We start from the raw sequence: 13824 nt of genomic DNA on the forward strand, positions 1-13824 counted from the left end.
CCCGGGCCCCCGGGGGGGGGTGCGGGCCCCCCAATTTTTTTGGCCCCCTGTCGCGGGGGGGGGGGCGGTCGCCCCCCCCACCCACCGACCGATGCACCCGGCGGTTACGTCGCCGAGGACAACATCATCGGCGGCAACGTGATCCTGTTCGGCGCCACCAGCGGTCAGGTGTTCCTGCGCGGGATCGTCGGCGAACGGTTCGCGGTGCGCAACTCCGGGGCGCACGCTGTGGTGGAGGGCGTCGGCGACCACGGCTGCGAGTACATGACGGGCGGCAAAGTGGTGGTGCTGGGGCGCACCGGACGCAACTTCGCCGCCGGGATGTCGGGAGGAATCGCTTACGTGTACGACCCGAACGCCGAACTTCCGGGCCGGCTCAATACCGACATGGTGGAGCTGGATTCCTTCGATGATTTCGACGGCGACGACATCAGCTGGCTGCGCGGCATCCTGGCCGCCCACGCCGAGGCCACCGACTCCGCACCCGCGCAGGCCATCCTGGCCGACTGGGAAACCCATCGTCACCACTTCGTCAAGGTGATGCCGCGCGACTACCGGCGGGTGCTCGCCGCGGTGGCCGAGGCGAAGGCGAGCGGCGCCGACCCGAACGAGGCGATCATGGCGGCGGCTCATGGCTGACCCGAAAGGCTTCCTCAAATTCCCGCTGCGCGTTCTGCCGTCGCGCCGCCCCGTCGCCGAGCGGGTGGGCGACTGGAACGAGGTTTATCAGGACTTCGCCGAGGACAGCCTGCGCGAGCAGGCCGGGCGCTGCATGGACTGCGGTATCCCGTTCTGCCACACCGGCTGTCCGCTGGGCAACCTGATCCCGGAATGGAACGACCTGGTCCGCACCGGGCGCTGGCGTGACGCGTTCGACCGGCTGCACGCCACCAACAATTTCCCGGACTTCACCGGGCGGCTCTGCCCGGCCCCGTGCGAGCCGGCCTGCGTGCTGGGCATCAACCAACCGCCGGTGACGATCAAGCAGATCGAATACGAGATCGTCGAGCGCGGCTTCGCCGAGGGCTGGGCGCAACCGATCCCGCCGTCGGTCCGAACCGGCAAGACGGTCGCGGTGGTGGGCTCCGGGCCGGCCGGGCTGGCCGCCGCCCAGCAGCTCACCCGGGCCGGGCACGTGGTGACGGTCTTCGAGCGTGACGACCGCATCGGTGGGCTGCTGCGCTACGGCATCCCGGAATTCAAGATGGAGAAGCGCATCGTGGACCGGCGGCTGGAACAGATGGCCGGCGAGGGCACGGAGTTCCGGACCGGCGTGAATGTGGGCGTGGATGTGACGGCCGACCAGCTGCGCGGCGACTTCGATGCCGTGGTGCTGGCCGGCGGCGCCACCGCCTGGCGTGACCTGCCGATCCCCGGCCGGGAGCTCGACGGCATCCACCAGGCGATGGAGTACCTGCCGTGGGCCAACCGGGTGCAGGCCGGGGACCTGTCCGAGCCGCCGATCACCGCGCACGGCAAGAAGGTGATCATCATCGGCGGCGGCGACACCGGTGCGGACTGCCTGGGCACCGTGCACCGCCAGGGCGGCACCTGCGTGCACCAGTTCGAGATCATGCCGCGTCCACCGGAGACCCGTGACCCGTCCACGCCGTGGCCGATGTATCCGCTGGTGATGCGGACCTCGGCGGCGCACGAGGAGGGCGGCGACCGGGTGTTCTCGGTCAACACCGAGGAGTTCCTCGGCCGCGACGGTCGGGTCACCGGATTGCGGGCCCACGAGGTGCGCCGGCGTAACGGCGCGTTCGAAAAGGTGGATGGCACCGAATTCGAACTCGAAGCCGACCTGGTGTTGCTGGCGATGGGGTTCGTCGGCGCGGAACGGTCGGCGCTGCTGAGTGATCTGGGCGTGGAGTTCACCGCCCGCGGTACCGTGGCACGCGATGAGGACTTCGCCACCGGTGTGCCGGGTGTCTACGTCGCCGGCGACATGGGGCGTGGGCAGTCCCTGATCGTCTGGGCGATCGCCGAGGGCCGTGCCGCCGCGGCGGGCGTCGATCGGTACCTGATGGGCGAGACGGCGCTGCCGTTCCCGGTCACGCCGACGGCGGCACCGATCCACTGAGGCAGCGTCGGGCCGGAACCGCAATGGTCACTTAAGTAACTTCTGTATCACATTCCGGCGCGTCGGGTGTTGTTTGCCCACCGCAGCAGTGTCTAATAGTCCGCAATGTGCGCCGCGTTAACAGTCTGTTGACCCGGTCCGCGTTATTCCAATCTGGTCCGAACCGGGGCGGGGGTTTTTCACCGTGTACGTCAACCCGATATATCGATACCGGATGGGCCGAATGGCCTGGTCATTGCTGCGGTATCCGCGCCGCAGCCGTGAGTTTCCGGCTAAGCACGAGCGCCTGATCACGGCCGACGAACTGCTGCGCTACGCGACCTAGGTTCTCCGGGGCTTCACCGGGCACTGCGCCTGAAAAGTTTGCTGGGTGTTATCCGGGCGCGGAAGGCTCATGCGCCGGGGCCGCCCGGCTTCCACAGCCCGGAATCGCGGATCGCTTCAGCCAACGGTTCGAGCACCGCCGGGTCATAGGGCACCGGTAGATAGACGATCGCCAGGTCTAGGCCCTCGGCGCCGAGCGCTGCGGCGTCCTCGACCACCTTGCGGTAGTCACGGTCGGGGTCCAGGCGCAGATGCGCCGACAGGGTGATCTCGCCCGGGTCGCGGCCGATGTCGGCGCAGTGACCGGCCAGCACGTCGCGCTTGCGGGCGAACTCGGCCGGGGTGCCCCCGACGAAGTTCCAATGCTGGGCGTAGCGCGCGGTGATCTTCAGGGTGCGCTTCTCCCCGCTGCCGCCGATGCAGATCGGCGGGTGCGGGCGTTGCGGTCCCTTGGGCTCGTTGCGGGCGTTGTCCAGTTGGTAGTAGGTGCCCGAGAAGGTGGTGGTCTCGGTGCTCAACAGGCTGACCAGGACTTCGCAGGCTTCCTCGAAGCGATCGAAGCGCTCGCGGAGGGTGCCCAACTCGATCCCGTAGTCGCCGGACTCCTCCTCGTTCCATCCCGCGCCGATGCCCAACTCCAGCCGGCCGCCGGAGATGATGTCGAGCGCGGCGGCCATATTGGCCAACACGGCGGGATGACGGTAGTGGATGCCGGTGACCAAGGTGCCCAGCCGCAGCCGGGTGGTGGCCTGGGCCAGCGCAGTGAGCGTCGTCCAGCCCTCCAGGCACGGCCCGGTCGAGTCGGTGAAGATCGGGTAGAAGTGGTCGAAGGTCCAGCCGGATTCGTAGACGTCGATGTCGTCGGCGGCTTGCCAGACGGCCAGCATGTCGGCCCAGGTGGTGTTCTGCGGGGAGGTCTTGAACGCGAAGCGCATCCCGCCGACGTTAGCGCGTTCCCAGCGCGAACAGACGCGAAAGCCCCCATTGACGGCCCGATTTGGGGGCTTTCGCTGGGGGTGCCCCCTCTGGGGGACTGCGAGCGGGGGAAACGCAGCGCCCGATAGGCTCCCAGACGTGGACATGGTGACACTGGGTATCGACACCAAGGTGACTCTGCTGGCGGCGGGGCTGATCTTCCTGCTGGCCCTGCTGCTGGGTGTGTGGAAGTACCAGCAGATCGCCACCTCGGAGAACCATCAGGCCCACATCTATGTCGACATCGCCCACCGGGCGGCGCTGCTGTACTCCTTCGCCACGCTGCTGGTCGCGGTGTTCGTCGAGCTCAGCGGCTGGCCGACCTGGGTGAACATGACCGCGGCGATGGTGATGGTGTACTTCTTCGTCACCGCGATCGGCAGCTACATGCTGCACGGCGCGTTGCGCGACACCACCAACCAGTTCGAGAAGGCCGGCCCGCTGTTGAAGGTGGGCATGGTGTTGCTCATCGTCGGGGAGATCGGCGGTTTCGCGGTGCTGCTGGCCGGTTTCGGCGTCGGCGAGTTCTGACGCCGGCTTACAGTGCTTCGCCGTAGATGCTGCTGACCCAGATGTGAGTCAGCGTGTCGACCACCCGGTCGTGGGCGACCGACGGTTCCTCGGCGACCAGAGCGGCCATCATGGTGCGCTCGTTCATCTGATTCAGCGAGGTCGCCAGGTCCAGCGCGGGGATGGTGTGCGGCGCAGCGCCGCGCTCTCGCTCGGCGGTGATCATCGTCGCGGTCTGTTCGATCCATCTGCCCATGAAGCCGTTCCACATCGCCTTGAATTCCGGGCTGGTCGCCAGCGCCTCGGTGCCGGCCCGGGCGATCGCCCGATGCGAGCTGAATGCGATGAAGAACGCCTTGATGCCGCTGCGCCAGATTCGGCGCGGGTCGGTCGGCAGCCGCTGCACCGCCCCGACGAACTCCGAGTCGGCGGCCGCGATCAGCGGCTCCAGCAGGGAGAGCAGCACCGCGTCTTTGGACTTGAAATAGAAGTAGAAGGTGGGCCGGGAGATCCCGGCGCCCTTGGCCAGGTCGTCGACGGAGATCTCGGCCAGCGGCCGCTGCTCGAGCAGTCGTTCGGCGGTGGACAGGATCGCCAGCTCCCGGTCGTCGCCGGACGGCCGTGTCGCGCGGCGTCCATGTCGGGTCGCATTGGGGCTGGCCATGGCCGCTACTTTACACGACGTCGAATAAGTCAACAGGGTGTTGACTGCCTCGACACCCCGTTGATAACCTGTCGCCATGACTGAACATCTCGATGTTGTGATCGTCGGCGCCGGCATCTCCGGCATCAGCGCGGCCTGGCACCTGCAGAACCGCTGCCCGAACAAGAGCTACGCGATCCTGGAGCGCCGCGACGACCTCGGTGGCACCTGGGATCTGTTCAAGTACCCGGGCATCCGCTCGGACTCCGACATGTTCACCCTCGGCTTCCGGTTCAAGCCGTGGCGCTCGGCCCACTCGATCGCCGACGGCGCCGACATCTGGAACTACATCAACGAAGCCGCCGTCGAGAACGGCATCGACAAGAAGATCCGCTACCGGCACAAGGTGGTCGCCGCCGACTGGTCCGACGCCGACAATCAGTGGATGGTCACCGTCGACAACAACGGCGAACAAGAGCAGATCACCGCGTCGTTCGTGTTCGCCTGCAGCGGCTACTACAACTACGACGAGGGCTACTCGCCGGAGTTCCCGGGCTCGGAAGACTTCACCGCGGACGGCGGCATCATCGTGCACCCGCAGCACTGGCCCGAGGACCTGGACTACGCCGGCAAGAAGATCGTGGTGATCGGCTCCGGTGCCACCGCGGTGACGTTGATTCCCGCGCTGGCCAACTCCGGCGCCGGGCACGTCACCATGCTGCAGCGCTCGCCGACCTACGTCGGGGCGCTGCCGTTGGTGGACCCGATCGCCGTGCAGGCCAACCGGTTCCTGCCGACCAAACTCGCACACTTCGTCAACCGCTGGAAGGCCATCGGGTTCAGCACCGCCCAGTACCAGCTGTCCCAGAAGTTCCCGAAGTACATGCGCAAGACACTGATGACGATGGCCAAGCACAGGCTGCCGGAAGGCTACGACGTCGACAAGCACTTCGGGCCGCGCTACAACCCGTGGGATGAGCGGTTGTGCCTGGCGCCCAACGGTGATCTGTTCAAGACCATCCGCGACGGCAAGGCCGATGTGGTCACCGACACCATCGAGACGTTCACCAAGGCCGGAATCCGGCTGAACTCGGGCCAAGAGCTTGAGGCCGACATCATCATCACCGCGACCGGCTTGAATATGCAGCTGCTGGGCGGTGCGACGCTGCTGCGCAACGGTGAGCCGATCGACCTGCCCAAGACCATGACCTACAAGGGCCTGATGTTCTCGGGCGTGCCCAACGCCGCGGTGACCTTCGGCTACACCAACGCGTCGTGGACGCTCAAGGCCGACCTGGTCTCGGAGTTCGTCTGCCGGGTGCTCAACTACATGGACGAGCACGGCTTCGACCGGGTCGAGCCGCAGCACCCCGGCGCCGCCGTGAAGGAAGAGCCGTTCATGGACTTCAGCCCGGGCTATTTCCGCCGGGCGATGGACACCCTGCCGCGGTCCGGGTCGGAGGCTCCCTGGCGGCTCAAGCAGAACTACCTGCTGGACCTGCGGCTGATCCGTTACGGCCGGGTCGACGAGAAGTCGCTGCGGTTCAGCAAGCACCGAGTGGCGGTCAGCGCGTAGCGCCCCGATTCCTCATTGATTTCTTAAATTCTGGGGTGTGAATCGGGCCGGTTTCTGTCGGACTGTCGAACTAATGTTCGAAGTATGGGTAGGGATGCGCTGGCGGATCGGGACACCATCATGGAGTGTCTCGATGTGGCCGAGGCGGCTCATGCCCAGTTGGCGCGGTGCTCGTTTGATGGGTTGAGCCCGGAGGAGTTGGTGGAGGTGCTGGCCCGCCGCGAAGCCTTGGCGTGGCAGGTGCCGGTGATCGATCACCAGATCCTGGCCCGTCTGGTGGCCGAGGGGCATTCGGAGGTGTTGGCGGGGTGCTCGCTGGCCAAGGCGCTGTCGGAGCGGTTGCGGATCAGCACGAAAGACGCCCGGCGGCGCATCGATGAAGCCGCTGAGTTGGGCCCGCGCACCGCGATGACCGGTGAACCCCTGGAACCGGTACTGCCGGCGTTGGCGGCGGCCCAGGCTGCTGGACAGGTCGGCCCGGAGCAGGTGGCGATCGCCCGCACGGCGATGGCAAAGATCCCCGCCGGGGTGCCGGTGGCCGATCGCGAGCGCGCCGAGCGTGATCTGGCGGAGCTGGCCACCTTGTTCGCCCCGGAGACCTTTCAACGCCTGGCCGTTCACCTGATCGCGGTGCTGGATCAAGACGGCGACGAGCCCGACGACCGGGAACGCCAAGCCCGGCGCGGGCTGCGACTGGGACCGCAACGCCCCGACGGGATGAGCAGCCTCAGTGGCACGATCACCCCGGAGTTGCGAGCGACCATGGAGCCGGTGCTGGCCAAACTCGGCGCACCGGGGGTGTGCAACAGTGCCGATGAGAAGCCCTGCGTGTCTGGCACACCATTGCAAGAGCAGATCGAGCAGGATCACCGCACCCGCGATCAGCGCCAGCACGATGCACTGTTGGCCGCCTTGCGGGCCACTCTGGCTTGCGGGGATCTCGGGCAGCTCAACGGCCTACCGGTCACGGTGATCGTCTCGGCCACTCTGGACCAGTTGCAGGCCGCCGCCGGTAAAGCCCACACCGCCGGCGGCAGCTTGTTGCCGATGGGTGATCTGCTGCGGATGGCTTCGCACGCTTACAACTATTTGACGATCTTCGACGGCCAGGGTCGGGCGTTGTGGCTGGGCCGCTCCAAGCGACTTGCTTCGGCGGATCAGCGCATCGTGCTGCACGCCCGCGACCGGGGCTGCACCCGGCCGGGCTGTACCGTCTCCGGGTACTTGAGCCAAGCCCATCACCTCGATGACGATTGGGCCCGCAACGGGCAGACAGATGTGGACTCCCTGGCCCTGGCCTGCGCGCCGGACAATCGGATGGCCAGCGAGCAGGGCTGGACCACCCGGCTCGGCGAGACGGGCCGGGTCGAATGGATCCCACCGCCCAAACTCGACCACGGCCAGCCCCGAGCCAACCCGTTTCACTTCATCGAATCGGTCATCGACTACCACCACACGATCCGCTGCCGCGAACCCGACGATGATGTACCCGATCCGGAACCACCACCGGACTGGCCCGAGCTCGACGAACCCCAACCCGGCGAACCCGGCTTCGACGAAGCCCTCGAAAGCCTCATGCGCAGCTACGACACCAGCGACTACGGCGAGCTCGCGCGCCAGTACGGCTACCCCGACGACGGCTAGCTGCGCTCGGGCCAGTAGTAGGAGTCGGGGTAGGGCCGGGCGCCGAAGATCGCGGTGCCGATCCGCACCTCGGTGGCGCCCTCGGCGATCGCCAGCGGGAAGTCCCCGCTCATCCCCATCGACAGCCGCGGCAGATCGTGGCCGCGGGCGGCGGCGTCGTCCCGCAGCTGCCGCAACCGGCGAAAACAGCCGCGGACGACGTCGGCGTCGGAGGTGTTGATGGCCAGCGTCATCAATCCCCGCACCCGCAGCGTGGGGTAGCCGCCCAGCTCGTCGAGGAATGCCGGCAGCTGCTCGGGATCCAGGCCGTACTTGCTCGGCTCGTCTGAGGTCTTGACCTGCACCAGCACGTCGATGACCCGGTTCTGGGCGTGCAGGTGCTTCTCCAGTGCCGCGGCCAGCTTGGGCCGGTCCAGCGACTGCACCTCGGCGGCCAGTTGCGCCACCACGCCGGCCTTGTTGGTCTGCAGGTGCCCGATCATCACCCAGTCGATCCCGCAGTCGGCCAGCGGCTCGTGCTTGTCGCGGATCTCCTGGACTTTGTTCTCGCCGAACCGGTGCAATCCCAGGCCGACGGCTTCCCGGATCACCTCCGGACCGAAGGTCTTGCTCACCGGCAGCACGGTGACCTCGCCGGGATCCCGTCCGGCGGCGCGGCAGGCGTCATCGACTCGGTCCCGGAGCCGTTCCCAGCGCGCCCGCAGGCCGTCGTCCATCGGCGTTAGACGACGACGATGCCGTCGTCGTCGCTGTAGGCGGTCTCGCCCGGCACGAAAGCGATGCCGCCGAGTTCGACGACGACGTCGCGTTCGCCGGCACCGGTCTTGGTGCTCTTGCGGGGATTGGTGCCCAGCGCCTTGATGCCGATGTCGAGCGTGCGCAGCGTCGCGGCGTCGCGCACGGCGCCGTGCACGATCAGCCCGGCCCACCCGTTGCTGCGGGCCAGCTCGGCGATCACGTCACCGACCAGCGCGGTATGCAGCGAGCCGGCTCCGTCGATCACCAGCACTCCGCCGTCGCCCGGCTGCGCCAGCACCGACTTGATCAGCGCGTTGTCTTGGAAGCAGCGGACCGTGCTGATCCGGCCGGCGAACTCGGTGCGGCCGCCGAGTTGGCGGAACTGCAGGTCGCAACTGCGCACGCCGGCGCCGATGTCGTCGACCAGGTCGGCGGTGGGCCGAAAGCCTGCGTTCAAGGGCTCAGCCGCGGCGGGCGCGGATCAGCCGGCGGATCAGCAGCAATCCGAGCAGGCCGAGGATGCCGGCGGCCAGCATCGCCGCCGGCGACTGGCCAGACGGCGATCCCGACGGGGCGAGCGGGTTGCGGGCCGCCTCGACCGTCGACTTGGCCTGAGCGGCCGTTTCTTTGGCGCCATCGGCGAGCTTGCCCGCGCCATTGCTGGCGACGGGGCTCGGCGCGGGAGCGGGTGCCGGTGCGGGTGCCTTTTTGGCCGGTGCCTTCTTCGCGGGCGCCTTTTTGGCCGGGGCCTTCTTCGCCGGGGCCTTCTTGGCCGCCTTCTTGGCGGGCGGCTCGGCGGGCCGGTCGGACTCAGCCGGCACGATCGGCGGGGACGGCGGGGCGGCGTCGGCCCCAGCCGGTTCGGCTGGCAGAGTCGGCTCGGCGGGCTCGGGTGCAGCGGCGGATTCGTGGTCGGGCTGGTCCTGTGGCTCGGTCATACGGCAGCTCCTCTGGCGGGTTCTCGTCTCAGATCAAGTCGGCGGCACCGGCAACTTCGCCCATCATGCCAGCATCCGCCTGCGGTCAGGAGGTGGGCAGCGATCAAGATCGGTGCCTATTCAGCCATAGACCTGCCCCGACGAGCGCCACCGCGCCGGCCACGAACGGCCAAATCGGCAGGTCGTCACCCGCGGGCTCGGCGTCGCGTCGGGGTATCGGGGGCGGTGCCTCGCCGTGGTCGGTCACCGCCGGGCCGGGTTCGCCGGTGCCGGCCACCGTCAGCCGGAACGGCCACGAACCGGACACCACGTGACCATCGGCGGAGGTGACCCGGTAGTGGACGGTGTAGGTGCCGACCGGGCCGAGCGGGCGCACGGCAACGCTGGCGACCGCGCCCTGGACCTGTGTTTCGCCGGTGGACCACAGGTGCCCGTCCGGCCCGACCACCGTCATGGCTGCAAAGCTGGTCTGCAGCTGCTCGTTGAAGGTGGCGCTGACACGTTGCGGGCCGTGCGACAGCTCGGCGCCGCCGGCCGGATCGGCCGAGACCAGCACCGCGTGCGCGGCGGCGACCCCGGGAGGCGCCACCGGCGACAACAACGCGGCCAGGGCGAACATCCCCGCCAGTGCGACCCGCACGGCCCCGGTCATGCTCGCCGCCGGCCCAGCGCGATCGTGGCGGCCAGCGCGGCGACCAGCAGCGCGGCGCCACCGAGCAGCCGGGCCGCATTGTCGGCGTGGTGGGCCCCGCCGGCCTCGGACTCGGCCGGCTGCGCCGGACCGGCAGAGACCGCCGGCGGCGGGTGCTGACCGTGGTGTTCGGGTGCTGAGGCCGGACCGGTCGCCAGGTGCAGCGTGGGCACCGGGCGTGCCGCCTCGCCGCCGCCGGGCGGGGGCGGCTGATCCCAGCGCACCACGGTGCCGTCGGCGTAGCGCTGCGCCGACGGGAAGTCGACCGTCTCGGCGTCGGGCAGCTTCATCGCGATCCGGAACAGACCGAACTGGTCGGCGCCGATGCCGCCGGCGTCGGCCGTCCAGGTCACCGAGCGCACCGCTCCGGTCTTGGCGTCGCGGTCCAAGCGGGCCGTCCAGCCCGGCGTGGTCTCGGTGCGCGCCGACGCCACGTCCGGCAGCGTCACGGTGAGTTCCGTTGTGGCAGAACCGGTCGGCGATTCGTTCGGCACCTCGAAGGTGACCATCGCGACGCCGCCGCGCACCGCGCCCGGGCTGCTGGCGTGCACATGCGCCCAGGCCGGTGCGGTGCCGGCGATCGAGGCGGCGACGGCGACGGCCGCGGCCAGCGCGCCCGCGCGGATCCGGGCGCTCATGACGGCAGCCCCAGCCGGGCCATCAGATCGGCATCGATTCCGTCGAGCTGCTCGCTGATCGCGGCGGAGGCGGCCCGACGCCGTTCCACCGGCATGGTCTCGATGGCGGTCACCGCGGTGGCCAGGTCGCTCAGCCGGGCGGTGATCGCGGTGACGAACTGCCGGGTCTCGGCGTCTTTGGGTTTGCGCTCGGCCACCAGGCGCAGCGTCTTCTCCGCCCCGGCGATCCGTGCGGAGAGCCGGGCTTCCTGCTTCCCGGAGAAGTCGCCGATGCGTGCCAGCGGCACCCCGAGCCGGGCGGCCCGCTGTTCATCGATCAGGCCGCGGATCGCCATGGCGGCCCGATATGCCAGCGGCACCACGATCGGCGCCAGCATCCGTGATACCACCAGGGTCCGGCGGATCCGGGCCGCGGACAGCAGCTTGCCGTCGCGGGCCGCCTTCAGTTGACTTTCGGCCGCCTTGAGCGTGGCGCGGTCGCGGTCCCGGTCGGACTTGATCTGGGCTTTCAGTGCTCGGGCGTCAGCGCGCTGGGCGGCTTTGAAGCGTTTCGCCTCGCCCTTGGCGGCCAGCCGAGCCTCGAGTCGGGCCCCGGCCTTCAGCGCCCGCGCCTCGGCACGCCGGGTCGCGCGGCTCTTGCGTTTTCTGAACAGGCCCATTCGCGGCCGCCTCCCCGGTGTCTCGCTGGAACCTATCTGCGCCACCCTAATCGCGGTGCCGGCGCCTCAGGCGCTGAGGTGCTCCTTGCGGCGCAGCTCATCGATCCGGTCCAGGATGTCCTGCTGGGCCTCGGGGGACAGCCCGACGACCTGGGTCGCGATGCGGCGCACCCCGGAGTCGCGGACGCTGTCCAGCCAGGCCAGTTCGGCATCCAGCTTGGCGTAGTAGTCGTCGTCGGTGAAGAACGCCGGTTTGATCCGGAAGAAATTGGCCAGCGCGGCCATGGTGGCCGCCGACGGGTTCGTCCGGTTTCCCGAGCGGAGCTGGGACAGATAGGGAGCCGACATCGTGATGCCCTCCGCTTTGAGTGCCGCGATCACCTCGGCGGAGGTGTGTGGCCCGCGTCCGGGCGGATACACCACCTCGAAGAGGCGGTTCAAGCGGACAGCGAAAGTCGCGCTCATCGATAAGACCTCCCGGGGTCGGCAAGCGGTCGACAGGCGCTCGGCGAGGGGGGAGCCGTCACGTCTGATGATTTGCTGATCATCGTAGCCATAGATACCCACACAACCAAGGGTGATTCCGCTGGGAATCCGATCTTGATGTTCGGTGTAACTCGGCGCGGTTCATTTGTCGGTCGTACCGGCCGTTGGGACCGCAGTTATGTGGTGTACCAAGCACAATTGCATCATTCGCGGCGGTTGCCCGGCGCCGTCGCCGAGTCGACTGCCGGTCCTCGGCCCCGGACGCCCCTCCGGCGAAGTGAAGTTCGCCCCGCACGCAGAGTCGCCTGGAGTATTTGCTACCGGGCGGTGGATTCGTCTCCGGCGGGGTGTTCGCGCCGGCGCAGGGCGGCCCGCCGCAGCGCTGCCGCGAACGCCGCCACCATCACCCCGGCGATCGAGGCGATGGCTGCCGGGCGCCAACCCAGCGCCTCGTCGAGGAGCATCCACAGACCGAACGCCAGGAACAGCAGGCCGGCCGCGCCGTGCAGCAGGTGTTCGGGCAGCTGGCGGTGCAGCACCATCCCGACGCCGATCGCCACCGCGTCGGCCAGCACCATGCCGGCCGTCGCACCGAGCCACACCCCGAGCCAGCTGAGGTCACTGGCCAGTGCCACCGTCGCCAGCATCGTCTTGTCGCCTAGCTCGGCCAGCAGCACCGAGGACACCACTGCCAGCAGCACGAACCGCGGCTCACGAACCGGCCCGTCGTCGGATACGGCGTTCTTGCCCTCCCGCCACGTCCACGCGGCGAAACCGATGAACGCCACCCCGGCCACGGCGGCGATAGGCCGCGCCGGCAATGTCAGTCCCAGAAAGTGCCCGACGGTCACCGAAATGCCGTGCACCGCGAACGCGGCGATCGCCACCCCGCTCAACACCACCCACCAGCGGTGCCGCAGGGCGTAGGTCATGGTGATCAGCTGCGATTTGTCGCCGAGCTCAGCCAGGAAGACCACTCCCAGACTGATCAGCATGGCGGCGAGCATGCAAGACGACCTTTCGTCAGCTGCCGAGGTTAGTGACTGCCCGGCGCCGCCGCCAGCGCTGTCCGGGTTTTCGGGGTCCCGAATCCAATGATCCGGCAGGGGGATCTTTCGATTCGAATTGCCTTATGCGGCAAGGAGCATAGCCAGAATCGCCGTATCGGGATGCCGGACCGGATCGACGCCGACACGGCTCACCATCGACGTGACGGTGCCATCGGATTCGGCTTCGACCCAGGCCGCCCGATGTTCCAGGCCCAGATAGGGCAGGCCGGGCAGCAGCACACATCCCGACGCCGCGCCCCGGCACTCCGGCAACGAGGGAATGGTTTCCGAGGGCGGGTGCAGCATCAGCAGCGCAGAGGGCTGATGGGCGGCGAAATATCCCGGCGCGATCGCGGATTCGCCGGAAACGGTCCCTTCGGCCATCAGCAATCCGACGGTGCCCGGCCCCGGGTTATCGGGGAGTTCCTCGCGCGTACCGAACACCGTTGTGGTGGCCAGCAATCCGGGCAGCGAGGCTACCCGGACGGCGATGCTGAGCAGTTGCGCCCACTCCTTGGTGGAATCGGGCCAGCGGCCGAAGACCACGAATCCGTGTAGTTCGCCGCGGGAATGAAACGGGGCGACTTCGATCGCCCGGCCGGACCCTGTCGTCTCCATCGCACACCCTCCGCGACTTTTGGCTCGCCTGCTCGCATTTCAGCGGGTGGGTTGACTGGGAGCATGCGACAGCCGGCGTGCGCGTGCAAGCGGACACGGCGACGCGGTGGATAACGAATCGGTGAGGAAAGCACAGCGGGGGGGCGCCCCCCCCCCCCGCCCCCCCCCCGGGGGCGCCGGGGGGAGAACCCCCGGGGGGGGGGGGGGGGGCGCGGCCGGCGGCCGGCCCGCACCCCCCCTGGAGGCCCGGCC

15 protein-coding genes and 1 pseudogene are annotated in these 13824 nt (G+C 68.8%); 5 read left to right on the forward strand and 11 right to left on the reverse strand.

Annotated features, from left to right (window positions below):
- Together A5771_RS09035 and A5771_RS09040 are read left to right on the forward strand one after the other, a co-directional pair.
- Positions 1–639 (forward strand): annotated as a pseudogene (locus A5771_RS09035) (glutamate synthase subunit alpha); the annotation flags it as partial.
- Positions 632–2083 (forward strand): glutamate synthase subunit beta, encoded by a 1452-nt coding sequence (locus tag A5771_RS09040; RefSeq protein ID WP_064854886.1) that lies wholly within the window; start codon positions 632–634, stop codon positions 2081–2083. The pseudogene A5771_RS09035 and the gene A5771_RS09040, both read left to right, overlap by 8 nt.
- 392 nt (positions 2084–2475) lie before the next feature.
- Here the strand turns inward: A5771_RS09040 and A5771_RS09045 are convergent, their stop codons facing one another.
- Positions 2476–3342, reverse strand: a complete 867-nt coding sequence (locus tag A5771_RS09045; RefSeq protein ID WP_064854887.1) for an LLM class F420-dependent oxidoreductase — start codon at positions 3340–3342, stop codon at positions 2476–2478.
- A 145-nt stretch (positions 3343–3487) separates the two neighbouring features.
- On the opposite strand from A5771_RS09045, the gene A5771_RS09050 reads away from it, so the two are divergent.
- Positions 3488–3913 carry a hypothetical protein gene (locus A5771_RS09050; RefSeq protein ID WP_064854900.1) on the forward strand — a complete coding sequence of 142 codons (426 nt, stop codon included), beginning with the start codon at positions 3488–3490 and terminating at the stop codon, positions 3911–3913.
- A 7-nt stretch (positions 3914–3920) separates the two neighbouring features.
- Here the strand turns inward: A5771_RS09050 and A5771_RS09055 are convergent, their stop codons facing one another.
- Positions 3921–4556, reverse strand: coding sequence for a TetR/AcrR family transcriptional regulator (locus tag A5771_RS09055; RefSeq protein ID WP_064854888.1), 636 nt, complete (start codon positions 4554–4556; stop codon positions 3921–3923).
- Between the two features lie 76 nt (positions 4557–4632).
- Between A5771_RS09055 and A5771_RS09060 the strand changes: the two genes are divergently transcribed.
- The gene (locus tag A5771_RS09060) at positions 4633–6111 is read left to right on the forward strand and encodes a flavin-containing monooxygenase (RefSeq protein ID WP_064854889.1); all 1479 of its coding nucleotides are present in this window, start codon (positions 4633–4635) and stop codon (positions 6109–6111) included.
- An 84-nt stretch (positions 6112–6195) separates the two neighbouring features.
- Positions 6196–7755: an HNH endonuclease signature motif containing protein gene (locus A5771_RS09065; protein WP_064854890.1), complete on the forward strand. Its 1560-nt coding sequence runs from the start codon at positions 6196–6198 to the stop codon at positions 7753–7755.
- On the opposite strand, the gene A5771_RS09070 is transcribed toward A5771_RS09065, so the two are convergent.
- The 9 genes from A5771_RS09070 to A5771_RS09110 form a co-directional block, all read right to left on the reverse strand.
- Complete coding sequence (locus A5771_RS09070) at positions 7752–8471, reverse strand: YggS family pyridoxal phosphate-dependent enzyme (RefSeq protein WP_064854891.1); 720 nt, start codon at positions 8469–8471, stop codon at positions 7752–7754. The two genes, A5771_RS09065 and A5771_RS09070, sit on opposite strands and share 4 nt — an antisense overlap.
- 5 nt (positions 8472–8476) lie before the next feature.
- Entirely contained in the window at positions 8477–8950 is a 474-nt protein-coding gene (gene rraA, locus A5771_RS09075) for a ribonuclease E activity regulator RraA (RefSeq protein ID WP_064854892.1), read from the reverse strand.
- Positions 8951–8954: 4 nt separating this feature from the next.
- Positions 8955–9431, reverse strand: coding sequence for a hypothetical protein (locus A5771_RS09080; RefSeq protein WP_064854893.1), 477 nt, complete (start codon positions 9429–9431; stop codon positions 8955–8957).
- Positions 9432–9534: 103 nt separating this feature from the next.
- On the reverse strand, positions 9535–10083 hold the full coding sequence (locus A5771_RS09085; protein WP_064854894.1) for a copper resistance CopC family protein: 549 nt from the start codon (positions 10081–10083) through the stop codon (positions 9535–9537).
- On the reverse strand, positions 10080–10760 hold the full coding sequence (locus A5771_RS09090) for a YcnI family protein (protein WP_064854895.1): 681 nt from the start codon (positions 10758–10760) through the stop codon (positions 10080–10082). The genes A5771_RS09085 and A5771_RS09090 overlap by 4 nt, the downstream gene beginning before the upstream one ends.
- Complete coding sequence (locus A5771_RS09095) at positions 10757–11419, reverse strand: DUF6474 family protein (RefSeq protein ID WP_064854896.1); 663 nt, start codon at positions 11417–11419, stop codon at positions 10757–10759. Before A5771_RS09095 ends, A5771_RS09090 begins: the two co-directional genes overlap by 4 nt.
- A 66-nt stretch (positions 11420–11485) precedes the next feature.
- Positions 11486–11884 (reverse strand): helix-turn-helix domain-containing protein, encoded by a 399-nt coding sequence (locus A5771_RS09100; protein ID WP_064854897.1) that lies wholly within the window; start codon positions 11882–11884, stop codon positions 11486–11488.
- 338 nt (positions 11885–12222) lie between these two features.
- Positions 12223–12912: a TMEM165/GDT1 family protein gene (locus tag A5771_RS09105; protein WP_064854898.1), complete on the reverse strand. Its 690-nt coding sequence runs from the start codon at positions 12910–12912 to the stop codon at positions 12223–12225.
- A gap of 123 nt (positions 12913–13035) precedes the next feature.
- On the reverse strand, positions 13036–13572 hold the full coding sequence (locus tag A5771_RS09110) for a hypothetical protein (RefSeq protein WP_064854899.1): 537 nt from the start codon (positions 13570–13572) through the stop codon (positions 13036–13038).
- Between the last annotated feature and the right edge of the window lie 252 nt (positions 13573–13824).

Source organism: Mycolicibacter sinensis (genome assembly GCF_001667375.1).
Classification (GTDB): domain Bacteria; phylum Actinomycetota; class Actinomycetes; order Mycobacteriales; family Mycobacteriaceae; genus Mycobacterium; species Mycobacterium sinense_A.